The sequence below is a fragment of the Mesorhizobium sp. WSM4836 genome (genome assembly GCF_055811815.1).
The window spans coordinates 1-23,035 of the sequence record NZ_JBVVQF010000014.1 but is presented as its reverse complement, the minus strand read 5'-3'; the positions used below and the strand labels follow the sequence as shown (position 1 = coordinate 23,035).

The following is a 23,035-nucleotide window of genomic DNA, read 5'->3' as shown; positions in this document are numbered from 1 at the left end:
TTTGTGTTCATCGCAGGTGCCTAACACCAAGTCCGCTTGCACCATAAAACTTGTGATGCGGAGCGTTCAGGGATCTTTGTGCGCCGACTAGAGAACCAGCACCAGCAATATACAAATAGACCATCATTGTATGTGAGGAAAATACGCCAAGGAATACTGCCTCAAAGACGCTTATGGCGAGAATCAACACAATGGCTGATAAATATAGGTCCACCTGTTCCGTATCCAAACGACGATTCCTTAATCTACTAATGCTGGAAAAATACATAACAGAAGATACAAGAAACATCAACATAAATACCAACGCTATCACTCCCCCACTGGACGCTGCAGATATCCAGGAACTTACAGTAAAATAATATCTTGCCGGCTCCTCGCTTGGCTCGCTCCCGACGAAGGGACTTTTAAGAAACTGATTCCATCCCGCAATCCAGTACTCAGATCTAGTATCGGAACGACCTTCCACAAAACGGGATCGAATTAAGTCTGATATTGATTCATAAAATGAGAAGTAGGCCAAAGGTAACACCAAAACGGATAACATCAACACATAAATTATACGGCGCCGGTCCAAGAAAACCCGACAACTTATAAGAATACACAGCAGCGTCCCAAAAAAACCTAACCGAGATCCTGATTGATACTCGAGAAAAAGGACACACGCCAACATGGCTCCCGCCGACACTCCAACAATGCTTTTTACTCCATAACGAACGACACAATACACTAGCGCCGGTACGCACAAAGCGCACACCATCGCCAAGTGCTGTGGGTTTGCGGTCACGCCGAAAAATCTCCCACTAAACTTGACAGCCGAGCTACCGGGAAAATAGATGTAGGCATACACATTGCAAGGCAAAAAAAGAATTGAAAATATGTAGATAACTTTTACAACATAAGGCATGAGGTTTAACCCCTCAAAGCTCTCTCGTTCGTAGGATGATGCACATACTACAAACACTAATATTTGTATAGATATCGCAAAAGACCCTAAGATAAATATCTCCGAGTTACCATAGAGAAATAACTTAAAAATAATGAACACGTTAACTGCTGCGATGTAAATTGACGCGTTTCGCCAGTCTCTACGGCGAATCCCCTTCCCCAACATTAAGGTTACGACAACCGCTATCAACATAGCTCCAAGTGACAGATTCCGCCCTTGAGCAAAAAGAAGTTCAAGCGGAGCATTCATAGGGGGGTATAGCTGACCTTCGAAATCTTGCGCCTTCGCAAAAGCCGCAAACCAGAGAGCCATACCAGAAGTCGCCGCGGCAACCGAGCGCCCCCGGGACCATCGGCTTTTCCTTCCATTTACCATAAGAATCCTTGTTCCGAATACAAGTCTGTGTAATTGCGTACATTCCGTCTGACACTTGGAAAATACCTCGTTTTGGTCAGAAGGACCTTGACAATAATCAACTCCTTCCTGCGAGACCTGCATTTATAACCTGGATAAAAGTCCGACGCCATTCACCAATCTCGCCATCGTCGGGACCTATCTGGTGACCGGCGGTAGACCGTCCCGCGATTAAGACCTTCGCCAATTGCTCCGTGGCCCCGTATCTCACTGGAATAAAGGGGATTCCGGACTCCGACGCCAGCCGAGAAACCACTGCCCCCTCACGAGTGATAGGTACCGAGCCCAGTTGTACTGCTCGACCAAAAATGCCGGAGGCCTGGTCATATGCCGGATTATAACATGCCCAGATTAGCTCTGAGGTACTTATCAAACTCAGCAGTTCGGCGTCAGAAAGAAATCGGTCGATCACGACCCCTCCTGCATCAGAAAGCTTTTTTAACACGCCGCGGGTGTGCGAGTTTGCCGAGCCCGCCACCACAATCTGAGCGTGTTCCTTGATTTCCGGAAACTGCTCCAGAGCGTCGGCAAGGAACTCCAAGCCCTTCCCGGCATTCAAAACGCCAACCGCAGTGCACAAGCGCTTGCGACCTGCCATCGATCGAAGTTGGGCAGATAGGCTGGTCTCCTTTGGAGATAGAACGGATACACCGTCATGCAAGTCCCAATACTCTGGGTCACGCACACCTGCAGTGGCCACCTGAGCGTATCTGGCCACTACATCGAACGGGGTTATGGCTACAACTGTGAGTCCTGGAAGGTGTCGCAAAGCCCTGAAAAGCAGCCATTTTAGATGGTACTTCAGCTTGCCAGGCATGAAACATTGCTCTGGCCGCAGAAACAACGCGACCGTATTCTTACCGATAAGGCTTCTTACTAAAGAGAAACAGACGAATGAAAATATATGCTCGTCGAGCGTCGCAAACAATAAGTCCCTGCAAGATACCAATTTATAAGCCATCCTAAAAGTAATACTCCCAAAGGCTCTTTCCATTCCAAAGATATCACTTAGCGTAGTCAAATATGATTTCCTGTGACCGCCACAGGTTTTCACATAGACCACTCTCTCGACCGTTTCCAAAAGACCTAGCTCCGATCTAACAGCCAGATTCCAGTCGCCGAAGGCGCGGATCAAATGCGTACGGGAGAACCCCAAAATGGGCATAGATACCCAGTTGACATGATGTTAGCAACGACGCAGGTCAGGCAGCCTTGTCAAGAAGCTGGAACACGTCCTTCCACATCTGCTGCACACCGTCCTTGATTCGCGCCCCGGGCTCTGCGAGTCCAGCTGAGAGCGCGGCGCGTTGACCACCGTCGATGAGGGCGCGAAGCTTGGCGTTGAGACCTTCCTCGCTAGCCGACACATCGGCCAGCATATTCTCGCAGCCATAATCCTCGAACAGGGCTCGGTATTTATGGCTCCAGCCCGTGCCGACCACTGGCACTCCCTGGGACAAGGCGCTGATCAGGGCATGGTAGCGGCTGCCGACCAGTCCGCTGCATTTGCCAATCAGGCCTTTTGCCTCGAGAGGATCGCCTGCCGTCCATATCTGAATGGGTTCGGAGAGCTGTGCGTTGACATGCTCGGCCAACACTCGATCCCCGGCGCCCTCATGAATCAAGAAGAACGGAGTCATTCCCGCCCACTGAAACATACTCGCCACTTGACGTAGAAAGCCCGCATAATTGCCGCTTACGTCACCGCTGGTTTTGTCGACCATCCGCGCGTTCGGCACGATCGCCACCAGTTTCTCGCCTCGCGGAGGATTGGCGGGCGGACGAGCTACCAGCAGATTGGTGAAGTCGGGCGCAAGCCGCATCGACGCACGGCCGCCTACCGCATCGACAAGATTTTCCATCGAGTATTTATCCCGGGCGAAAATCAGGTCCGCGTGGTCGGCAACGACATTTATTGCGCGGCGAATGCGATCCGTACCAAACGGACCTAGTGCCTGAGGCAGCAGAATGAGGCGCTTGCCCGCGCGCTTCCAAGCGACGGCCCGGCGGGCCAAATCCTCGGTATGTTGCGGGCCCCATTGGTCCGAATAGGCTAGGCCGGCGGCGTCGAGGATCACATCCACCTCCGTTCCCGTCACAAAGCCGAAACGATGACGCAACTTGCCCGGGGCGAGTTCGACGATCTTGCCGAGATCGACGCCACGTCGGACTAGCTCCGCCCTATGCCAAAGACCATATCGCGCCCGGAGTTCATATGGACTGGTCGCGTCAGGCGCCATCGCAACCCGCGCAGCGGGGAACCGCGCCTTCACTTCCTGTGAGGCCGCGATGAGCATCATCGCCGCCCCCTTGTTCTCAAATCCGGCTTTTCTGATTTCAAATGTCAAGGTCATAGCGCTTGAAGCAAGAGGTCCGCCCCTTTTTTCTGAGAATATGGTATGTGACCGTCCCGGTCGGCGTAGCCCACCGCAATGAACATGATCACCCGCTCATGGGTCTTCAATCCCACGGCCGCCTGCAAGGCTTTTTCGCGTTCGTCGACATCAGGCCAATTGATTGCGCAGGTCGACAGGCCCAGTGTCTGGAACGCGAGCATCAACTGAGCCGAAGCGAGAGACGAGTCGATATAGACCAGGTGCCTGTCGCGCTCATGTACATAGTAGGAGAGGTCTCCGACAACGAGGATGAGACATGGGATGTTTTTCGAAAAACCGCCCGTCCCGCCGGCAAAGGATGCAATGTGAGCCGCCTTTTCGGGATCCCGGAACAATAGGAACGAATAGGGCTGGCGGTTGCAGGCGGAGGAAGCAAGAGAGGCGGCCGAAACGGCCTTCTCGATAAGATCTTCAGGAACCGGCGCAGGAGAATACCATCGAACCGAACGCCGTTCCGAAAACAATGTATACAGCTGATCGAAGCTGATGTCGCTGCGTGTACGGCCCGAGCTTGGATAAGGCACGAAGCTTGGTGCCGGCGTCTGACCTGGCCATGCGAGGAAACGCTCCTTTGCCTTCTTGATCCTGGGCGTCTCGGCTACTATCGAGAAATAGGTCGTCAGGACGTCAGCTGCCCATTTCAGCTCATCGCGGTCGAGCGCTGTTCCAGCCGCGCCGCGCAGGAACAGAGATACGGTGGCCTCGATGTAATCCTCCGCAAATACGGCCCTCCTCGGGCGCATGATCAGCCCCTTCTCAAGACGATGTATGTTGCGGCGCAGCTGCGACGAGCTCCTCTGGACGGCGATGTCGCTGTTCCGATTGGCAACGATCCCAGACAAAACGGCACGATGCTCCCGATAGAAGCGACCGCTGAAAAATGTAAAATAGACCGACGCAAGGAACCCGCTGCGGCTCGCGGGCCGGATCAATCCGGCGCGCAGGCGGTCGAGCAGGACCACGAAAAGTGCCCGAGCCGCCTGGCGGGGGGAACGCCTTGCGAACCTCTGGAAACGTGCCGCTTTGTCGATGAACTCGGTCATCTTCAGCCACTCCTGAATTTTCGGTAGAGTGTCATTAATTTTCGGAGGCCGCGCCATGGTTGAAACAACGATCTGGTCATCATGCGGAAGATCGGCTGTGTGTCGGAGGACAAGACCAAGGCGAAGTAGGATGCGGCCGCGTAGGAGAAAAGAGTCGCAGCAGCCGATCCTATGCCCCCAAATTGGGGTATGAGCACTAGGTTCAGGCCAACGTTGAGCAGCGCCCCGGCGCCTTGGGTCATCATAGAGAACTTGGCCATGTTCTTAATAATCACCCAGCGACTAAAGCCTTGGCGTAGGAATATGAACGGCAACGATAATACGTGAACCAGAAAGATCGGGACAGCGGGGGAGTAGGATGGACCCATGGCAAGATTGATCGTTAGCGGGCCGAGAGCTAACAGGCCGACCAGCACGATCAGCGCCGAGGTCGCGAGAATGTCGAACAGATCCTGCAAGCGTTCCGCAAATGCCGCTGGATCCCCGGCATTTATCTGCACAAGTTTTGGAAATACCGTGCCGACGATCGCCGCCGGAATGAAATAAAGCGCCTCGGAAAGGAGCGATGCGATTGAGTATATGCCGACCGTTTCGGGGCCCTGCATGGCCCGCAGCATCACCTGATCTATCTTAAGATAGATGACTGCGAACATAGATCCCACGAAGATCATCACGCCCTCGCCAAGCATAGTCCTGGCCCGCTTCATCGAGAAAGACCAGGTGCCTAGCCGTGGACCTCCACGCCGCAGGAACATTACGATCAGCAGTATGGCTCCGATCGCCGCGCCTAGGGTCTGGCCCACTCCCACGGCGACCACCCCCGCACCGGCGAGAACGGCGCCCACCTTGAATGCCCCCCCCGCCACCGCGCCGGCGAGGTTGGAAACGACGGCATAGCGCGCCTCGACGCGCGAGCGGAACCAATTGCCCAGCACCGCGCTGATCGGCTGCATGGCGACGGCAAGGCTTGCCAGCACGAACAGCCAGCGTTCCTCGGGAAGATTACCGGGCATCAGCAGCCCGAACGTCAGGATCCCCAGGACGGCCAAAGCGAATCCGGCGCCCTTCATGACGAACGCAATGGCAAGCGTTTCGGATTGCATCCGGCGCTCGTCGAGCAGTTCACGAATCAGAAGCCCGTCCAGCCCCATATGGCCAACGATTCCGAACAGGGCGACCAAGGACATGACATAGGCGTACATTCCAAACTCTTCGGGCCCCAGATATCGCGCGACGACGACTGTGACCAGAAGGCCCAGGACCCGCGCAACAAGGCTGTCGGCCATCATCCAGGCGCTGTTGAAGAAATAGCTCTTCATTCAGTCGAAGCGGCATGCGTCAGAGGAAGACAACGTGTGACCTTGGAAGACATGCTGCCAGCCAGGCAATCCGGCGGAATGCCCGAGGACGCTCTGCGCCGCGATTGCGGGGCGCGCGCCAATCCTCACTGCTTCACGGTGGACATCGCGGATCATGTTTGATTGCCCATCAACAAAGATTCGTAGAGGTCAATATGGAGGCGGGCGATAGCCTCTGGTGAGTATCGGTCGATTACGGCGGCGCGTGCTCTCAATCCGAAATTCTGCAGCAATGAAACTGGCAAGGCCCGTGCCGTCTCAACAGCGGCCGCTACTGCGTCAGCGTCACCGTGCTTTACCAGCCATCCGGTCTGCCCGTGGGTGATGATCTCCTCGGCTGGCGTTTTGACGAGCCCGATGACGGGAGTTCCGCATGCCATTGCCTCGACCGTGACTTTGCCGAACGACTCCTGAAGTGATGGCATCACGAACACGTCAGCCGCCGAGTATATCTGGTTAAGAATGACATCGTCGCGGATGAGGCCAAAGCCTGTGCAGTTTTCAGGTACCGGATCGACCAGTTCGGCAAGTCCCTTGCCAAATAGGCACCAGTGAACATTCTTGTCATTTCGGTAAACATTAAGAATGTGACGCATGATATCCGCACCTTTGCGTGGATCAGCCAAATTCAAGGCACCGGACGCGATTACAAATTTGTTCGCTGGGAGTCCCAACGCGCTACGCGCCTGCGCTTTGTCCATTGCGCGAAGCTGGCTCATATCCACGCTGTTTGGGATCACATGTATATCGCGCTCGCGCAGCACCGTACTCTTTCGGGCCTGCTCGGCGATCGTCTCGCTGATCGCAACGAACACTGATTGAGGCCCGTAATGCTTGACCTTGAACGCAACATCGTCGGATGTAATCGTCTCTTCGCCTCCGCCCAAAAGTGGGCACTGACCACAACCGCTGGCATATTTCTCGCAAGTTCCTGAGAAGTGACACCCGCCGGTAAATGGCCACATGTCGCGCAGCGTCCAGACCACCGGCCGCCTTTCGCGCCTAATTGCGCGCCAGAATGCCGGCCCAAGCGTTGGCGCGTGGGCCCATTGAATATGAATAACATCAGCTTGCCGATATTCTGGGGAATTGTGGAGACGAAGGCCGTGGGAGATGGGATGGAAACTCGCCGGGATGTCGCCGAACCGCCGCATTAAATACCACATGTACAAACGGTTCTTAACACCCACAGGAATACGTTGCAGCAGGGGAACTCTCCTCGCGCATAAGTCCTCCGGAAGATCCGGCTCAATTCTCCCTAGGATGCGCGAACGAATTCCTGCCTTCAATAAGGCTTCGTGCACCGCGCGAGTTCCTCGGCCTGCACCAGAGTTGAGCGCGCCGCCAATAATCTGAACAACATTCATGGTGTTCCAATTTCCATGCGACAGCCGTCTTATTGGTTGCTTTGACGTTGGAAAGCTCCTGATTGGAGCCGGTCTCACTCTCAAATCAGCCTGCCCCATTGTTTCGAGTTAAGGCCCGGCGCCTGCACGGCTGAGTATCGCGTCGGCCGTCCGGATCAGCTCTGAATGCGCATCGGGCGGCGATTCGAACGAACTCATCGAGCCTTGGAACCTCGCCGCAACAAAAGTGCCCCGCCTAGGCACCATTCGGTTTGACATCCGTGACTACAATTTATACGGCACTATATAAGGACTTAAAGTATTCCGTTGTTTTTCTTAACCCATCGTGTAATTTAACCTTCGGCTCCCATTTAAGTATCTCTTTGGCCAATGAAATATCCGGGCGGCGGCGGGTCGGGTCATCGGCCGGAAGAGGCTGACGAACCAATTTTGAACGAGAGCCGGTGATTTCCAGGACAGCTTCTGCAAGCTCCACCATCGTATATTCAACTGGATTACCCAGGTTGATCGGCCCGGTAACTGTGGCATCCGTATCCATCAACCGGACAAATGCTTCGATAAGATCGTCGACGTAACAAAATGAGCGAGTTTGGCTCCCGTCGCCGTACAGGGTAATGTCTTCACCGGCCAAGGCTTGCGATATGAAGTTTGAGACGACCCTGCCGTCCCTCAGGTGCATGCGGGGACCATAGGTGTTGAATATTCGCGCAACTTTGATGGCCACGTTATGTTGCCTGTGATAGTCGAAAAATAGCGTTTCGGCACACCGCTTTCCCTCGTCGTAGCAAGAACGCGGGCCGATCGGATTAACGTTTCCCCAATATGCCTCGGTTTGCGGATGCACGACCGGATCTCCATACACTTCGCTGGTTGAAGCCTGCATGATTTTGCACCTCAAGCGCTTAGCCAGGCCCAGCATGTTGATCGCCCCGTGTACGGAGGTCTTCGTCGTTTGCACCGGATCGTGCTGATAGTGAATTGGCGACGCAGGGCATGCCAGATTATAGATTTCATCCACTTCGACATATAAGGGGAAACACACGTCATGACGCATAAATTCAAAACGTGGGTGATCGTGAAGGTGGTCGATGTTTCGCTTTGTTCCGGTAAACAAATTGTCCACGCAAATGATCTCGTGACCTTGCGACAATAGCTTGTCTATCAAATGAGACCCCAGAAAACCGGCACCACCAGTCACTAGAATGCGTTTTCGGCTATCATAAATACGGGCCATTGTACCTTACTCGTGGAGGTTAAGATTATGCTGAAGCAATCCGGATCAGCTCGGTCCCGCCCATTGTTTCTGGCAGATAAAATATGATGCGCATTGACGCCGCTGAAGGACCAACTGCCAATGTACAGTCTGTCCGAATTCCCGGCATGCAGAAACGGGTAGTCGGCGTCAATATCTCCATCACCGCCGAAAAGAAGTCAGCGCAACGCAAGCTACGATCCAATTCGTGCTGCAATGAACTGGCCGACCTTGCGAACGGGCTTCGCGACCAGCGCATAATCGACCGGACCGGAACCGAGCCATTTGCGCCTGGAATGCAAGGCTTCGATATTATGAGCTACGTGAGAGCGAATGCCCTTGGTACTTTTGCCGCCTTGCATCATGTCAATCATGACCTGATCGATAAGTGCGGATTTGAACCCGAATGACTCAATGGCACGGAGCATCCAATCGTAGTCTGATGCGACCTTTAGTTCGAGGTCAAAGTCGCCCACGGCTTCCGCCACAGTTCGCCGCACATAAAACGTGGGGTGAGCGGGCATCCATCCGGTCCGAAAGCCCTTGGCGGGTCGGGCCGCAGCACGCCAGCGGCGCACGACCCGCTTGCTCAGATGGTTTTCGACAAAATCCAGGTCGCCATGCACGATATCGGCTGTCTCCAACCCTTCGGATATCCGTCCCAGCACTGTGCGATTGTGAAAGCAATCGTCTGAATTCAGCACGCCTACCGCGTCTCCGGTATAGAGACGCAGCCCCTTGTTGAGTGCATCATACATTCCGCTGTCGGGCTCGCTGACCAGCCGGATCTGGTCCGGTGGGTAAGACCGGACAATTGACAACGTCTCATCCGAAGAATTGCCGTCGATGACCACCAATTCCTTGTCGCCATGATGCTGGGCCAGGAAACTATCGATCGTATGCCGGATTGTCGCCGCGGAATTCCAACAAACGGTCAAGACCGAGATTTTCATGTCGACCCGGTCCAACGTCGCTTACTGTGCCGCCACGCGAATGCGGTCCTCGTCGAGGCGCCGGTGCTCGGATTCCCGTCTTACCGTTTCGAGGTCGGACTGAACCATTTCCTGGACCATCGTGGCGAGCGACGTCGTCGCCTTCCACCCGAGAACGCGCTCCGCTTTCGAGGCGTCGCCGATCAGAAGCTCTACCTCGGTCGGCCTGAAATAGCGCGGGTCCACCTCGACCAGAACGGCGCCCGATTTCGCGTCGATGCCTTTTTCGTCGACGCCCGAACCGGCCCATCGGATCTCGGTCCCGACCTCATTGAACGCAAGCTCGACAAAGCGGCGGACCGAGTGCTTCACCCCGGTTGCAAGGACATAATCATCTGGCACCTCATGCTGAAGAATTCTCCACATGCCTTCGACATAGTCGCGGGCATGGCCCCAATCGCGTTCCGCCGACAGATTGCCGAGGTAGAGTTTGTCCTGAAGGCCGAGGCTTATGGCGGCAGCCGCGCGCGTGATCTTGCGGGTGACGAACGTCTCGCCACGCATCGGGCTCTCGTGATTGAACAGGATGCCATTGGATGCATGGATGTCGTAGGCTTCGCGGTAGTTCACTGTGATCCAGTAGGCATAGATCTTTGCCGCCGCATAGGGTGACCGGGGATAAAAGGGCGTCGTCTCCCGTTGCGGGATCTCCTGCACCTTGCCGTAGAGCTCGGATGTCGATGCTTGATAGAAACGCGTCTTTTTTGTCATGCCAAGCAGCCGGATTGCTTCGAGCAGGCGCAATGTGCCGATCGCGTCGGCATTCGCCGTGTATTCCGCGGTCTCGAAGCTCACTTGCACATGCGATTGCGCAGCAAGATTGTAGATCTCGTCGGGCTGCACTTCCTGGACGATGCGGATGAGATTGGTGGCGTCGGTCATGTCGCCATAATGTAGCGACAGATTTACATTCATTTCATGCGGATCCTGGTAGAGATTGTCGATGCGACCGGTGTTGAACGACGAGGAACGCCGCTTGATTCCGTGGACATTGTAGCCCTTTGCCAAAAGAAGTTCCGCCAGATACGCGCCATCCTGGCCGGTTATGCCCGTAATGAGCGCGGTCTTTCTAGTCATTGTGCTTCTCCAGTGTCGATGGGACAATATTTCTCTACGCTAATCAATGCGATGTCGGGCATTCCAGATACCCTATTTCAAAAAGCCAGTGCTTATCCCCATCTGTAAGGCACGTGAGTGGCGCCTTGGCTGCGTCGACTAGCGATCTTTGCCGCTTGTCAACGCGCGCCAAATCCCGTCAGCATGGTTCGGATGGTGCGAAACACGATCAGCACGTCGAGCCAAGGGGAGAAATTCTTGATGTAGTAGAAGTCGTAGTGAAGTTTTTCGAGGACATCGTCGACGGCCGCGACGTGGCCCTGGTTGACTTGCGCCCATCCGGTAATGCCAGGCCGCACGATGTGCCGGTAACGATAGAACGGAAGCTCCGCTTCGTACCATTTCGACAGTACGAGCGCTTCCGGCCGCGGACCGATCCAGCTCATCTCGCCACGCAGGATGTTGAAAGCCTGCGGCAACTCGTCGATCCTGGACTTTCTCAAGAACTGCCCCAAACGGGTGATCCGTGCGTCGCCGGCCTTCGTGATGGCCGCTTCCTTCTCGTCGGCAGCCGTGTCGCTGAGCTTCATCGTTCGAAACTTGTAGACCTCGTAGGGATGGCCTCTGTAGCCCATTCGCTTCTGTCTAAATAGCGCTGGTCCAGGCGAATCAATCTTTACAGCAATCGCCACGAACAACAGCAAAGGCGAGAAAACAACAAGCACAAATAGCGCCGAAGCCCAGTCTATCGCCTGCTTTATTTTCAGGTACGCTTGGTTTGGATTCAACGAACCTAGAGTGTTTTCAGACAAGTGCTCGATCTCTACCCTGCCTGTGAGCGACTCGCTTATTTGCTTGACATGGTAGACCGGCGTTCCCGAGAGCGCGCTGTCGGCAATATACCGCTCCCACTCATCTGAAAGGTCGGCTCGAAGATCGGCCACCACCCCGGTCGCGTACCCAACGATTGTATCGGGCGAATGAATCCTGTGCCAGCTAACGCCCGGTATGCTGTCCAGCCTGTCGACGTCTCCGCCGGGAATTATCGCCAATCGGTGTGCATCGATCCGCCGGGTGGCCAAGCTCAAACCAAAATACCACAACGTCGATTGAATGAAGCTCGCTGCGGCCTGGAACCGGCTGTAATCGAACCTGAAGAAGAAGATCGTCGCGAACACCAGGCCGTAGGTCAGGGCGAAGGTTGGCAGAATATAGCCAGCCGCTGCAACGCCCGGAAAATTGCCGATGCGTTTATAAAAGAAATAACCTGTCGTGTGAGCGATAAATGCCGCAAAGATCGTAGCCTGCAGGTTCGGTGACCGGATCACATCCTGATCGACCGACAGGCGGATCAGCGCCGGCAGCAGAATCGCGAATGTCAATCCGCCAAGCAGCTGGAAGCGCATCCGGAGCAGCAGATGCCGTTTGTTAGGTAAATGGATACTGGTGGCGATCACTTTGAATCCCGCGAATCAACCCGGACGTTCACCTGACAAGATGCCGCTCTCGGCCAACGCTGGAATAGGCTATCCCTTGCCTGACGACGTCCTCACCGCGGTAGACGTTTCGCAGGTCGACCATCACCGGCGTCGCCATAATTGTGCGGAGCCGCTTCAGATCCAGCGACCGGAACGCATTCCACTCGGTGACGATGACGATTGCATGCGCGCCGTCGGCCACCGCGTAGGCGCTTTCCCCGAATTCAATGCCTTCTATCATCTTGCGCGCCTGCTCCATGCCGACCGGATCATAAGCCTTGATCGAAGCGCCTGCATCCTGCAGTGCCTGAATGATGGCCAATGAGGGGGCATCGCGCATGTCGTCGGTGTTCGGCTTGAACGTAAGGCCAAGGATACCGACAGTCTTGCCCCGCACCGAGCCGCCGCAGGCCTCGACCACCTTGCGCGCCATCGCCCGTTTGCGCTGGTCGTTTATCGAGACCGTCGTCTCAATCAGCCGCACGGGGCTTGCCGCGTCCTGCGCGGTCTTGACCAGTGCCAGCGTATCTTTGGGGAAACAGGAACCGCCATAACCCGGCCCGGCATGAAGAAATTTTGAGCCGATGCGGTTGTCCATGCCGATGCCGCGCGCGACGTCCTGCACATCGGCTCCCAACCGTTCGCAGAGATCGGCAATTTCGTTGATGAAGGTGATCTTCATGGCCAGAAACGCGTTGCCCGCATATTTGGTAAGCTCAGCCGTACGCCGGCTCGTATAGAATATCGGCGCGACATTCAACGAGAGCGGGCGGTAGATCTCGCCCATCACGGCTTTGGCCCGTTCGGCATCGGTCCCGACAATGATGCGGTCGGGTCGCTTAAAATCCTCAATCGCCGATCCTTCGCGAAGAAATTCCGGATTGGAGACCACCGCAAAATCGGCGCTGGGATTTTGCTCGCGGATGATCCGTTCCACCTCATCACCGGTACCGACAGGGACGGTCGATTTCGTCACCACGACCGTAAATCCTTTGAGCGCGCGGCCAACTTCGGCTACCGCGTCGTAGACGAACGAGAGATCGGCAAAACCGTCGCCACGCCGCGACGGCGTGCCCACGGCAATGAAGACGACATCCGATTGAGAAACGGCATCGGCCAGATTGTCGTCGAAACGCAAGCGGCCTTGCGCGGTATTGGTGGTGACGAGCTCGTCGAGCCCTGGTTCGTAGATTGGTATCTTCCCAAGCTTGAGCTTGGCAAGCTTTTCAACGTCACGATCGACGCAGCAGACCTGATGGCCAAAGTCGGCGAAACAGGCGCCCGAAACGAGGCCTACATAGCCGGCACCAATCATTGTTATTCGCATATTGCGTACCCTCAATCAGCGCCGACGAGAGGATCTCGCCAGACGCCCACTCCCTACCGAAGCACGGCTACCGCACTCCCGGGTGAAAACCCGAGAGCAAATCCTACAACAATTTACATCGCCTCGCCGCACTTTGACGCTTGCGATTTATGCGATTGCTACGAGATCCCTGGCATCAAGGTCGACAGGGATCTCGCCATTCATGATGGCAACCAGGACCCGAGCCCTTCCGGCTGGATCGAGCCGGTCAAGGCGACCGATCATTTCCGCGAAAGGGCCGGAAAGGATCCGAACCGAAGCCCCGGCTGCGAGGCCGCTGCTGAAATCGAGCAGGCCGTGCCTGCCGGTCAACGCAATGAAGCGCTCTACCAGACCGGAGGGGACAGGCAAAGGCCGGTCCCCTTGCATGACGAGGGAACGCACACCGAACGTTCCGTTGATCGAGCGCCAACGTTGCAACGCGATGTCGATGGCGATGAACATATAACCGGGGAAATAAGCCGCAACTCGTGTTTCGAGCCGCCGGGCGTGACGCACGGTTTTCTCGCAGCGAGGCACAAAGGGTTGGAATCCCTGGATCCGGAGATGCCGCTCGGCGACATGCTCCTTCCCGGGAAAGACGCTGGCCGCATACCAGCGAGTTGCCGGCGCGGCGGTCGGCTCAGGCGACAGGGTGGCCGCGTTGCTCGTTGTTTTTTCCGCGCTACTCACGTGTCTTCCTTCGGCGGTCGGCGGCATGATCTCAGGTCAACGGTTACGACAATGTGTGGCTACCAGCAAGCAACCAAGCCACTAGAGTCAAGGCCGTTGGGTTAAGAATTTCCTACACATTATCAAGAAATTTAGCTGTGCCTAAATAATCGTCGAGCCGCTTTCTTTTTCAGCTGGCTGAGATGCTATGTCGAGCAATTTATTTCCATACGTAGGTGCCTGGTTACGCTGGTCGTAACGAATCGCCCGTTGGCTCTGGTGCTTAGTCCGTCGACTTGACGCGAATGTGACGGCTCGCCGGAGGCGTCGCGCTACAAGCCTGCCGGCAGCGAGAAATATCCTGCACGGCAACACCAACTACGGCGAAAAACCATTGTCGCGCAGAACAGGTTAGCATCGAGTCATGGGGGTTCAGGCAATAACATGGTGACAGCGATGCAGCGTGCAGTTCCGTTTCTTACTTCAGTTCCGCTCGACCCGCTTCACGAACGCTTCAGCAGCGACCAGACAGCCGGCACCAGACTCGCGGCCAGCGCAACCTTGATCAGATCACCGACGATAAAGGGCACTACCCCGAACTGCCACGATTTTTCCGGGCCGATCAATAGCGCCAGCCAGGCAAAGCCCATTGCCATCATGACGATCTCGGCCACCAGCATGGCGTTGAACAGCTTGATGGGATGGCGATCCCAGCCACGGTCGGCAGCCCAGCCGACGATCGCCGCCATGACGACGAAGCCGGCCAGATAACCGCCGGTCGAACCGAGGATGTAAGCGATGCCGATGCCCTTTTCCGGCGTGCTCTGGAAGACAGGCAAGCCCATCGCGCCCTCAGCCATGTAGAGAAGCAGCGTGGCGACGCCGAGGCGCATGCCGAACGCGGCGGCAATCAGCAAGACAGCAAGCGTCTGCATCGAGATATCGACCGGTCCGAGCATGACCTTGGTCTTGGCCGACAAGATCAGCAGCAGCGTTCCGGCGATCGACAGCAACAGCTGGCCCGCCAGCCGGGCCGCGCCCTTTTCAGGCAAAGCGAGAGAAATGAGCGGACGCATCGTCGTTGCAATTGCCATGGTCTTCCCCGTTCCGGATTGCCGCCGAATGCGGCCTTGCGTTTTCCTATATTGGCTTCCGTGCTATGCGGCAATCGGTTTTGCCCTCGCCCCAAAAAAGGTCGCGACGTTCGCATGGCGCTGAAATTCGATGCACGTTTCGATCCGGCCTACGGCCAGGGCGTTGCCGTTGCGCTCGACGTACTTCGGATCACCGCCAAGAACCCAAGCCCGTTCACCTTTCACGGAACCAACAGCTATATCGTCGGGCGCGAGACGCTGGCGGTGATCGATCCCGGACCGGATGACGAGGCGCACTTTCGAACACTGCTCGAAGCGATCGGGATCAGGCCGGTCAGCCATATCTTCGTCAGCCACACGCATCGCGACCATTCGCCGCTGGCGGCGCGGCTGAGGCAGCATACCGGTGCGGCAGTTCTGGCGGAAGGCCGGCATCGCCCGGCGCGGCCGTTGCGCACCGGCGAGGTCAATCCGCTCGATGCCAGCGCCGACACCGACTTTGTTCCTGATGTCGCGCTGCCGGACGATATGGTGATCGACGGCGACGGCTGGGCGATCCGGACGGTGCTGACGCCCGGCCATACCGCCAATCACGCAGCCTTCGCGCTGGAGGGAACCGGCATCCTTTTCTCGGCCGATCACGTCATGGCGTGGGCAACCACGATCGTCGCGCCGCCGGACGGTGCGATGGCCGACTACATGACATCGCTCGACCGGCTGATCGAACGCGACGACCGGCTGCTGCTGCCGGGGCACGGCGGGCCGGTGACCCAGCCGCGCAACTTCATGCGCGGACTTAAAGCGCATCGCAAAATACGCGAACGGGCGATTCTGGAGCGGATCAACAGCGGCGACCGGACAATCAAGGACATGGTGGAGGCGATCTATCGCGATACCAACCCGCGCCTGCATGGTGCGGCCGGCCTGTCGGTGCTTGCCCATCTGGAAGACCTGGTGGCGCGCGGCCTGGTCCATACCGACGGCGCGCCGTCTATCGACGGCACCTATTCGCCGGCAAAGTAGTACCCTTCGGATCTCATTCCGCCGGCACCACGCCCGCCTGGCCGGCGACTTCCTGGTCGAGCTCGGCAAGGAAGTCGGTGATGCGCGCCGCATTGTCGCCAAGGTCATGGCGGCCGTAACGCGAGGCCGAGCGCATATCGACCATGACCGCATCGCCGTCATCGATCACGCGGATGGCGACATCGGCGGGGAGGCCGAGCAGGAAGCTCTTGGCCAGCGCATCGACCGTCACGTCGCTTTGTGCTGCTGCGTCCGGAAACGGCGCCGCGAGCTGCCAGCCGCGCCGATCGAGTACGGTTTTGACCGCCTCCAGAACGCGATCGAAAGGCAAGGTGTAGCTGCGTCCGGTAACAAGCGGATAAGCTTCGGTTTGCAGGCGCTGCTCGCCGGGCGTCGGCGGCAAAAGCTCGTTCATATCCTTTGTCCGGGTAGAAATATCGAGCGCCGGCGGGTCATCGAAATCCGTCGAAATGTCGCGCAGCGGCGGATAGGTCGCCGCCCAATAGGCCGCGACAGCGTAAGGGATGAGCGCCAGAAGCGCCAGCAAGGCGCCGGCGGTCAGGTCTTGGCCGCCGCGATCACCGAAATTCCACAGTCGCGCAAAGGCAAACCCGGCAAACAAAAGCGCAAACGCGGCCAGCAAGGCGACAATGGCAAGCACCCACAGGAATGCCGACGTCTCGACGAGGTCATAGTGATGGCCGATAAGAACCGTCAGCAGCAGGACCGCCGAAAAGGCGCCGGCGCGCCGCGACCAACCGGCAGCCCTCGACGTCTGTCGCTCGGTAATTACCGTCATCATTTTCCGCGCTGCCCCAACTCGAACAAAGGCATAGTGCCTTTCAGCGGCGCCTTGAAGGCGAAAAGACGCGGCATCTCCGGTCAATCCGTCGGCAGGTGATAATCCCGGAACTGCTGGCGCAAGTTAATCTTCTGGATCTTGCCGGCAGCGGTATGCGGGATTTCGCCGACAAAGGCGACGTCGTCCGGCATCCACCACTTCGCCACCTTGCCGTGCATGAAAGCGAGGATGTCCGTCTTGGTCGGCTTCCTGCCCGGCTTGGGCACGACCACGAGCAAAGGCCGCTCGCCCCATTTGGAATGCGGAATGCCGATGGCGGCGGCCTCCGCCACATCGGGATGGCCGACCGCGAGGTTCTCGAGGTCGATGGACGAGATCCATTCGCCGCCCGACTTGATCACGTCTTTGGCGCGATCGGTGATCTGCATGTACCCGCCGGTGTCGATATGGGCGACGTCACCGGTATCGAACCAGCCGTCTTCATCGAACTGCTCGGATCCGATGCCGCCATAGTAGGCGCGCGCGACGGCCGGCCCGCGCACCTTGAGCCGGCCGAAGGTCTTGCCATCCCATGGCAACTCGTTGCCGACGTCGTCCGTCACCTTCATTTCGATGCCGAACGGCGTAAAGCCCTGCTTCTGCTGGACGCCTAGGCGGGCCTCGCCCTTTAGCCCGGCATAGTCCGGCTTCAGGGTGCACAGCGTGCCGACCGGCGACATCTCGGTCATGCCCCAGGCGTGGACGACCTGGACATTGTAATTGTCCTGGAACTTCGTCGTGATCGCGCGTGGACAGGACGCGCCGCCGATGACGACCTTCTGCAGATAGGGTAGCTTCTTGCCGGTCTCTTCCAGATGCTGGAGGAGCATCATCCACACCGTCGGCACGGCGGCGCTGAAGGTCACCTGCTCGGTGTCGAGCAACTCGTAGAGCGAAGCGCCATCCATCTTGCAGCCGGGCATGACCAGCTTGGCGCCAATCATCGGCGCACTCTGGGCAAGGCCCCAGGCATTGGCATGAAACATCGGCACCGCCGGCAGTACGGTATCGCGCGACGACATGCCCATGGCGTCGGGCATCGCGGCGATCATGGCGTGCAGCACGTTCGAACGATGGCTGTAGAGGACGCCTTTCGGGTCGCCCGTGGTGCCCGAGGTGTAGCACATGCCGGCGGCGGTGTTTTCGTCGAATGTCTTCCAGGCGAAGTTGCCGTCGGCTTGAGCAAGCCATTCCTCATAGGCAACGACATTGGGCAGCGCAGTCTTCGGCATATGCACCTTGTCGGTCAGCACGATAACCTGCTTCAGCGACTTGACCGCGCCGGCGATCTTTTCAAGCAGCGGCAGGAAAGTCAGGTCGACGAAGATCGCCTTATCACCGGCATTGTTCATGACCCAGGCGATCTGCTCGGGAAAGAGCCGCGGGTTGAGCGTGTGATAGATCGCGCCGACACCCATGATGCCGTACCAGGCCTCGATGTGGCGCGCGGTGTTCCAGGCCAGGGTCGCGACGCGGTCGCCAAGCCCGAAACCGTCACGCTCGAGCCGCTCGGCAACCTTGAGGGCACGATCATGGATTTCGGCATATGTGCTGCGCACGATCGGCCCCTCGATCGAGCGCGACACGATCTCGCGTCTGCCGTGCTGTCTCTTGGCGTTGTCGATCAGCTTGTGGCAAAGCAGCGGCCACTCCTGCATCAGCCCGAGCATCTTATTCCTCCCGTTATTTTTTGCGCCATTGTGGGACGAACTGACGGATTGTCCAGCCAGGACCGGGGCTGGAGCGGTGCATGGAGCCAAATGAGGCCGAATTCGCCACAATCCGGCCATGCTCGGGGTTAACGTTGATTAACGGGCGGGGCGCGATTGGCGAATGAAAGAGGTTCGCATGGACGCGCAGCTCGACGACAAAGCCCTCGAAAATACGCTTGCCGAAAGCTTGGCCGACCTAGTGGCAGCCGATATCGCTGAGGCCGATCTGGTGCCCGACGCCAAGACCGTTTCCGAAGATGAATTCGTCGAGGTCGTCGGTGGCGCCCTCGAAGCGGTCGGCGGCACGCTCTTGTTCAAGATGTGCGTCGAGAACGAGGGTGAAAGCCAGCACGTCGCTGCCGCCTGCATCGGCGATGGCGGCAACCGCCAGTTCCTGCTGCTCACCTTGCCGACCAGCGGTGGAGCGCTGAAGGTCGAGACCACCTCGAAAAGCACCAATCCGGTGGCCGGCATTGCCGCCGCCTATGCCGGGCTGATGGACGCATTCCAGGCCGCCGCCTGATTTCCAGGCGGGATAGCGGAGGAATGCGCAAGACTGCCGCCTGCGGGCGACGCCCGCCTGGTGGCAGGCAGCTCTTGCGCAACGCGCTTGCCAGACACATCTTGGGCCAGACACATCTTGGGGTTGAGGCAAGGAGATCCGATATGGACCATATCGCAAACCCGTCACCAGGCTTTCAGCGCAATCCGGGCAAAATCATCACCGTCGAGCCTTACAAGGGCACCGTAACGGTGCGCGCCGGCGACACCGTCATCGCCTCGTCCAACGAGGTCAAGGTGCTGACCGAACCGCCCTATTCCCCTGTTTTCTACATTCCGTTCGACGACATCGATTTCAAGCAGCTTGGCAGGACCGAACACTCGACCCACTGCCCCTACAAGGGCGATGCAAGCTATTGGAGCGTGTTGCCCGCCGGCGATGCAGGCAGGGATGCGATGTGGGCCTATGAGCGGCCTTTCGACGAGATTGCCGATATCCGCAACCACGGCGCGTTCTATCCGAACAAGGTGACCATCGCGGCCGCGCCCGACTGATCAGTCGGTGGTGCCTTCATCGCCGACGCCGTCGGCATCGTCGGGCCGCACGAAGGTGAGGCCCTTGGCCTTCAGCGCCAGGAGCCCCTGCACCACGCCTTCGCCGGCGGCATGGGTCGGCTGGTTGATATGAGCGATGATGACGTCGCCGTCCTTTGCCGCGGCAATGCGCCGGGCGGTCTCTTTTGCGCCGAGCAATGAGCCGCCATCGCCGTTGTTGAGAATCCGGCGATCTTGAAACCAAGCTTGCGTATCATCGTGATTGCCGACGGGCTGTATTCGGCGGTTGCGCCGCGAAACCATTTCGGTGCCGGTTCGCCGGTCACGGCAAGAGCGGCAGCACCCGATTCGACCTCGGCCAGCACGGCCTCCGGGCTACCGGCACTGCGAATGCCGTAGATCTTTTGCGGTGTGTCGACGGCCGGAACGTGGCGGCCGCCATGATTTTCCAACTCAAACAGTTCGGGATGCGCCCGCATGATCTCGACGGCCGCGGCATTGTGCTTCAGCCAGATGCCGGTGACGAAAATGGTGGCGGGAATCTGGTTTTCCACCAGCGCCGACAGAATCCGTGTGTCGGTCCTTCCGCCGCACGCATCGAGCGTCAGCGCGACGGGGCCGCTGCCCACCTCGGCCTTGATGTGCAGCGTCGGTGCGACGAGCAACTGGGCGTTGCCAGGAGAGACAGCCCACAGCGATATCGCAACGGCGCAAAAATACTTTTGGAACAGGCGCATCGATTATTTCCAGGTCGGCCGGATCAAAGTTAAAGCGGCGACCCCAAGACCGGGATCAAGGCGGAAATCGGGACGATGCCCCTGCAAAAGCGTCGGCAGCGGCAATTTGACCGTCGCCCTGACCTTTGGCAAGCGCGAGGTCACAATGCGTGCTCCACGTCCTTAACCGTACGTGAAAGCATCGCGCACCGCGTCGACCACCGCTTTGACCTCAAGTCGCCAGACGCAGCAAGCCTTGCTCGGATCGGGCCTCGCTCCCAGAAACAGGCGTGCCTTGCCGAGGACCGCCAGCAGCGTTGTCAGCGACAGCGCACCGACCACGTTGACGACCGGCGAAGCGGCCTTGGCGACGATGCGCTCGGCAGATGTCCGTTCACCGGGGCCGCCGACAAGCAGGAAGTCCAACCCGGTCTGGCGTGAGATCTCGTCGATCGCCAGCGCAAAACGTTCCGGTTGCCATTGCCGTCCGCGGAAGCTCGCTCCCGCATGAACGGCTATGAAGGCGTTACGCCGAAGATGATGGCGTTCGAGAAGCGCCAACCCCATGGCGGTCTCCAACGGCAGCGGCTCAATCTTTGGGACCGGCGCACGCAAGTGCACGCCGAGTGCCTTAAGCGGCGAAAGATAGCGGTAGAGATAATACTGACCACCAAAGCCAAACGGCTTGGCCAGGACGTTGGCGGGCTGGCGTTCCATCCAGCGCAACGGTTTTTCGGGAGGATCATATCCGACGCGGGTCTTGGCGTTGACGAGCCTGACGATGATGCGTGAGGTTTTAGAGTCGGCCAGGTCGATGGTCAGGTCAAACCGGAACCGGCGCAGAGCGCGCACCATGGCATAAAGCTCGCTGCCGCGCTCCAGAGGGGTGCCACGCATCCGTACGCGCCGGAATGCCACCCCGTCCGAGGCGATGCCATGAGCCATCAGGAAGCTGGCAAAGCTTGCCTCGCAAAGGAACACGATCCTGGCCTTTGGATATTGGAGGCGCAGGTTTCTGGCGAGCGCGGAGGCGAGGACAAGATCGCCGATGAATTTCGTCTGGAGGATGAGAATCGAGCGGACGTGCGTGGGCGGGTTCTGCAACATCTGTTTCTGGCGCCGGGGCGGGTTCGGGGGCCGGAAACTGGGGAGAAACGATGTCGGGATTTGGAGCCGACACACGCAGGTTCGCGTGAATTACAAATCGGTAAGGTCAGAGGCCGGTGGACTCGAACTCCTATCCGCGGCCGTTCTTTGCAGCCTGCACCGCCGCTTGCGCGGCGCATCTATTGGTACCAGATCGGCCAGATTACGGTCGCGGCGGCGGTCCCAAGATCGGCAGCCAGGTTTACAGTGCGTGCTCCGCGGCCTTAATCGTGAAAGCGCTCGCGCAAGTGCGCGAACAATCGCTTGACCTCCAACCGCCAGCCGAAAGATCTTGTTCGCGCTCAACCAGCGGCACTGTTCTTTGGCAACACAGTGAAAAATCGCTCGAGCGTGGCTTCACGACAGGGCTATTGCTTGCCCTGACTCTGACTCCCACGCAAACACTGATCCTGGTCAGAGCGAGGTGGATTCACCGGAGGTTGTCCTGCGGCTTCTGGTGAGAATCCTGGCTTTTCGACCACCAGACAAAATACAGTGAGCCCATCTTCATCACAGGCACGCGGCGGTCGCGCTCCCGCGCCCGCAACTCACGATAGGTCTTCATTTTCAGAGTGCCGCCAGGCAACCTGATACGCACTGCCATCGGTCCGCCTTCCGTTGTGCAACGCAGCAATTGTGTGCAATGCGGTAAATGGAGACGTTCGGCAGGGGAAGAGTCAACAGCAGCATCATCAACTTATTTTGCGAGCTGGCCCGCCGAGGCCGGGGCGGGCTTTCCCAGGCACGGTCGGAAGAATTGATGCGTCACCCTGGCGACTGATCGTCAATCAGGCGCTGGCGGTTCGACCACCAGGTGAAATAAACCCGGCCGATCTTGATGACGGGTATGCGGCGGGCGCGCTCGCGATCGCGCAATTCGCGGTACACTTTCACCTTCAGCGTGCCGCCCGGCATTCTGATACGCACTGCCATCGGCCCCGCCCCATTGTGCAATGCAGCATCAAGAGCTTCCGCGACGGAAGAGTCAATGCCTGCCGCTGACTTTTTCTGGGATTTGGCGAGCGGCTTCGGAGGTTTTGGCGCGCACGGCGGTTCCTGATCCTGCGCCAAGGCGCCAGTCGGGATCGTCGGGTGCGCGGGCTATTTCCTGGACGAGGATTTGTTGGG

Annotated in this window: 20 protein-coding genes and 2 pseudogenes; 3 read left to right on the top strand and 19 right to left on the bottom strand. The window is 57.9% G+C overall.

Going from position 1 to position 23,035, the window contains the following annotated elements:
* Positions 1–7: 7 nt before the first annotated feature.
* The 13 genes and pseudogenes from AC0L2P_RS17520 to AC0L2P_RS17460 form a co-directional block, all read right to left on the bottom strand.
* The gene (locus AC0L2P_RS17520; protein ID WP_473502573.1) at positions 8–1,258 is read right to left on the bottom strand and encodes an O-antigen ligase family protein; all 1,251 of its coding nucleotides are present in this window, start codon (positions 1,256–1,258) and stop codon (positions 8–10) included.
* Positions 1,259–1,418: 160 nt separating this feature from the next.
* Entirely contained in the window at positions 1,419–2,441 is a 1,023-nt protein-coding gene (locus AC0L2P_RS17515; protein ID WP_473502572.1) for a glycosyltransferase family protein, read from the bottom strand.
* A gap of 121 nt (positions 2,442–2,562) precedes the next feature.
* Complete coding sequence (locus AC0L2P_RS17510) at positions 2,563–3,708, bottom strand: polysaccharide pyruvyl transferase family protein (RefSeq protein ID WP_473502571.1); 1,146 nt, start codon at positions 3,706–3,708, stop codon at positions 2,563–2,565.
* Between the two features lie 2 nt (positions 3,709–3,710).
* A complete protein-coding gene (locus AC0L2P_RS17505) occupies positions 3,711–4,799 on the bottom strand; it encodes a nitroreductase family protein (RefSeq protein ID WP_473502570.1) in 1,089 nt (362 codons plus the stop codon).
* 2 nt (positions 4,800–4,801) lie between these two features.
* A complete protein-coding gene (locus AC0L2P_RS17500; RefSeq protein ID WP_473502569.1) occupies positions 4,802–6,118 on the bottom strand; it encodes a flippase in 1,317 nt (438 codons plus the stop codon).
* Between the two features lie 152 nt (positions 6,119–6,270).
* Positions 6,271–7,524, bottom strand: a complete 1,254-nt coding sequence (locus AC0L2P_RS17495; RefSeq protein ID WP_473502568.1) for a glycosyltransferase — start codon at positions 7,522–7,524, stop codon at positions 6,271–6,273.
* Positions 7,525–7,795: 271 nt separating this feature from the next.
* A complete protein-coding gene (locus AC0L2P_RS17490) occupies positions 7,796–8,758 on the bottom strand; it encodes a UDP-glucuronic acid decarboxylase family protein (protein ID WP_473502567.1) in 963 nt (320 codons plus the stop codon).
* Between the two features lie 212 nt (positions 8,759–8,970).
* Positions 8,971–9,729, bottom strand: a complete 759-nt coding sequence (locus AC0L2P_RS17485; RefSeq protein WP_473502566.1) for a glycosyltransferase family 2 protein — start codon at positions 9,727–9,729, stop codon at positions 8,971–8,973.
* Positions 9,726–10,845 (bottom strand): annotated as a pseudogene (gmd, locus tag AC0L2P_RS17480) (GDP-mannose 4,6-dehydratase). Before gmd ends, AC0L2P_RS17485 begins: the two are co-directional and overlap by 4 nt.
* A 158-nt stretch (positions 10,846–11,003) precedes the next feature.
* Positions 11,004–12,281, bottom strand: coding sequence for a sugar transferase (locus AC0L2P_RS17475; protein WP_473502565.1), 1,278 nt, complete (start codon positions 12,279–12,281; stop codon positions 11,004–11,006).
* 28 nt (positions 12,282–12,309) lie between these two features.
* Positions 12,310–13,629, bottom strand: coding sequence for a UDP-glucose dehydrogenase family protein (locus AC0L2P_RS17470; RefSeq protein ID WP_473502564.1), 1,320 nt, complete (start codon positions 13,627–13,629; stop codon positions 12,310–12,312).
* A gap of 147 nt (positions 13,630–13,776) precedes the next feature.
* On the bottom strand, positions 13,777–14,340 hold the full coding sequence (gene nusG / locus AC0L2P_RS17465) for a transcription termination/antitermination protein NusG (RefSeq protein WP_473502563.1): 564 nt from the start codon (positions 14,338–14,340) through the stop codon (positions 13,777–13,779).
* A 482-nt stretch (positions 14,341–14,822) separates the two neighbouring features.
* On the bottom strand, positions 14,823–15,413 hold the full coding sequence (locus tag AC0L2P_RS17460; RefSeq protein WP_473502562.1) for a biotin transporter BioY: 591 nt from the start codon (positions 15,411–15,413) through the stop codon (positions 14,823–14,825).
* A 114-nt stretch (positions 15,414–15,527) separates the two neighbouring features.
* On the opposite strand from AC0L2P_RS17460, the gene AC0L2P_RS17455 reads away from it, so the two are divergent.
* Positions 15,528–16,436, top strand: coding sequence for an MBL fold metallo-hydrolase (locus tag AC0L2P_RS17455; RefSeq protein ID WP_473502561.1), 909 nt, complete (start codon positions 15,528–15,530; stop codon positions 16,434–16,436).
* 13 nt (positions 16,437–16,449) lie between these two features.
* On the opposite strand, the gene AC0L2P_RS17450 is transcribed toward AC0L2P_RS17455, so the two are convergent.
* Both AC0L2P_RS17450 and AC0L2P_RS17445 read right to left on the bottom strand, forming a co-directional pair.
* The gene (locus AC0L2P_RS17450; RefSeq protein ID WP_473502699.1) at positions 16,450–17,235 is read right to left on the bottom strand and encodes a DUF1499 domain-containing protein; all 786 of its coding nucleotides are present in this window, start codon (positions 17,233–17,235) and stop codon (positions 16,450–16,452) included.
* A gap of 83 nt (positions 17,236–17,318) precedes the next feature.
* Positions 17,319–18,947 (bottom strand): fatty-acid--CoA ligase, encoded by a 1,629-nt coding sequence (locus AC0L2P_RS17445; protein WP_473502560.1) that lies wholly within the window; start codon positions 18,945–18,947, stop codon positions 17,319–17,321.
* Positions 18,948–19,125: 178 nt separating this feature from the next.
* Between AC0L2P_RS17445 and AC0L2P_RS17440 the strand changes: the two genes are divergently transcribed.
* Complete coding sequence (locus AC0L2P_RS17440) at positions 19,126–19,512, top strand: hypothetical protein (RefSeq protein ID WP_473502698.1); 387 nt, start codon at positions 19,126–19,128, stop codon at positions 19,510–19,512.
* Positions 19,513–19,655: 143 nt separating this feature from the next.
* Complete coding sequence (locus tag AC0L2P_RS17435; protein ID WP_473502559.1) at positions 19,656–20,045, top strand: DUF427 domain-containing protein; 390 nt, start codon at positions 19,656–19,658, stop codon at positions 20,043–20,045.
* Here AC0L2P_RS17435 and AC0L2P_RS17430 read toward each other — a convergent pair.
* The 4 genes and pseudogenes from AC0L2P_RS17430 to AC0L2P_RS17415 all read right to left on the bottom strand — a co-directional run bounded on the left by AC0L2P_RS17430 (position 20,046) and on the right by AC0L2P_RS17415 (position 22,840).
* Positions 20,046–20,782 (bottom strand): annotated as a pseudogene (locus tag AC0L2P_RS17430) (polysaccharide deacetylase family protein). It abuts the gene before it with no gap.
* 162 nt (positions 20,783–20,944) lie between these two features.
* Positions 20,945–21,868, bottom strand: a complete 924-nt coding sequence (locus AC0L2P_RS17425; RefSeq protein WP_473502558.1) for a glycosyltransferase family 9 protein — start codon at positions 21,866–21,868, stop codon at positions 20,945–20,947.
* 469 nt (positions 21,869–22,337) lie between these two features.
* Complete coding sequence (locus AC0L2P_RS17420) at positions 22,338–22,511, bottom strand: hypothetical protein (protein WP_473502557.1); 174 nt, start codon at positions 22,509–22,511, stop codon at positions 22,338–22,340.
* A gap of 161 nt (positions 22,512–22,672) precedes the next feature.
* Positions 22,673–22,840: a hypothetical protein gene (locus AC0L2P_RS17415; protein ID WP_473502556.1), complete on the bottom strand. Its 168-nt coding sequence runs from the start codon at positions 22,838–22,840 to the stop codon at positions 22,673–22,675.
* Positions 22,841–23,035: the final 195 nt, after the last annotated feature.

Excerpts from the sequence above, each read along its gene's own strand:
- AC0L2P_RS17520 (WP_473502573.1), bottom strand. The coding sequence starts at position 1,258 with ATGGCTCTCTGGTTTGCGGCTTTTGCGAAGGCGCAAGATTTCGAAGGT.
- AC0L2P_RS17505 (WP_473502570.1), bottom strand. The coding sequence starts at position 4,799 with ATGACCGAGTTCATCGACAAAGCGGCACGTTTCCAGAGGTTCGCAAGG.
- AC0L2P_RS17500 (WP_473502569.1), bottom strand. The coding sequence starts at position 6,118 with ATGAAGAGCTATTTCTTCAACAGCGCCTGGATGATGGCCGACAGCCTT.
- AC0L2P_RS17495 (WP_473502568.1), bottom strand. The coding sequence starts at position 7,524 with ATGAATGTTGTTCAGATTATTGGCGGCGCGCTCAACTCTGGTGCAGGC.
- AC0L2P_RS17490 (WP_473502567.1), bottom strand. The coding sequence starts at position 8,758 with ATGGCCCGTATTTATGATAGCCGAAAACGCATTCTAGTGACTGGTGGT.
- AC0L2P_RS17485 (WP_473502566.1), bottom strand. The coding sequence starts at position 9,729 with ATGAAAATCTCGGTCTTGACCGTTTGTTGGAATTCCGCGGCGACAATC.
- AC0L2P_RS17470 (WP_473502564.1), bottom strand. The coding sequence starts at position 13,629 with ATGCGAATAACAATGATTGGTGCCGGCTATGTAGGCCTCGTTTCGGGC.
- AC0L2P_RS17460 (WP_473502562.1), bottom strand. The coding sequence starts at position 15,413 with ATGGCAATTGCAACGACGATGCGTCCGCTCATTTCTCTCGCTTTGCCT.
- AC0L2P_RS17455 (WP_473502561.1), top strand. The coding sequence starts at position 15,528 with ATGGCGCTGAAATTCGATGCACGTTTCGATCCGGCCTACGGCCAGGGC.
- AC0L2P_RS17450 (WP_473502699.1), bottom strand. The coding sequence starts at position 17,235 with ATGACGGTAATTACCGAGCGACAGACGTCGAGGGCTGCCGGTTGGTCG.
- AC0L2P_RS17445 (WP_473502560.1), bottom strand. The coding sequence starts at position 18,947 with ATGCTCGGGCTGATGCAGGAGTGGCCGCTGCTTTGCCACAAGCTGATC.
- AC0L2P_RS17440 (WP_473502698.1), top strand. The coding sequence starts at position 19,126 with ATGGACGCGCAGCTCGACGACAAAGCCCTCGAAAATACGCTTGCCGAA.
- AC0L2P_RS17435 (WP_473502559.1), top strand. The coding sequence starts at position 19,656 with ATGGACCATATCGCAAACCCGTCACCAGGCTTTCAGCGCAATCCGGGC.
- AC0L2P_RS17425 (WP_473502558.1), bottom strand. The coding sequence starts at position 21,868 with ATGTTGCAGAACCCGCCCACGCACGTCCGCTCGATTCTCATCCTCCAG.
- AC0L2P_RS17420 (WP_473502557.1), bottom strand. The coding sequence starts at position 22,511 with ATGGCAGTGCGTATCAGGTTGCCTGGCGGCACTCTGAAAATGAAGACC.
- AC0L2P_RS17415 (WP_473502556.1), bottom strand. The coding sequence starts at position 22,840 with ATGGCAGTGCGTATCAGAATGCCGGGCGGCACGCTGAAGGTGAAAGTG.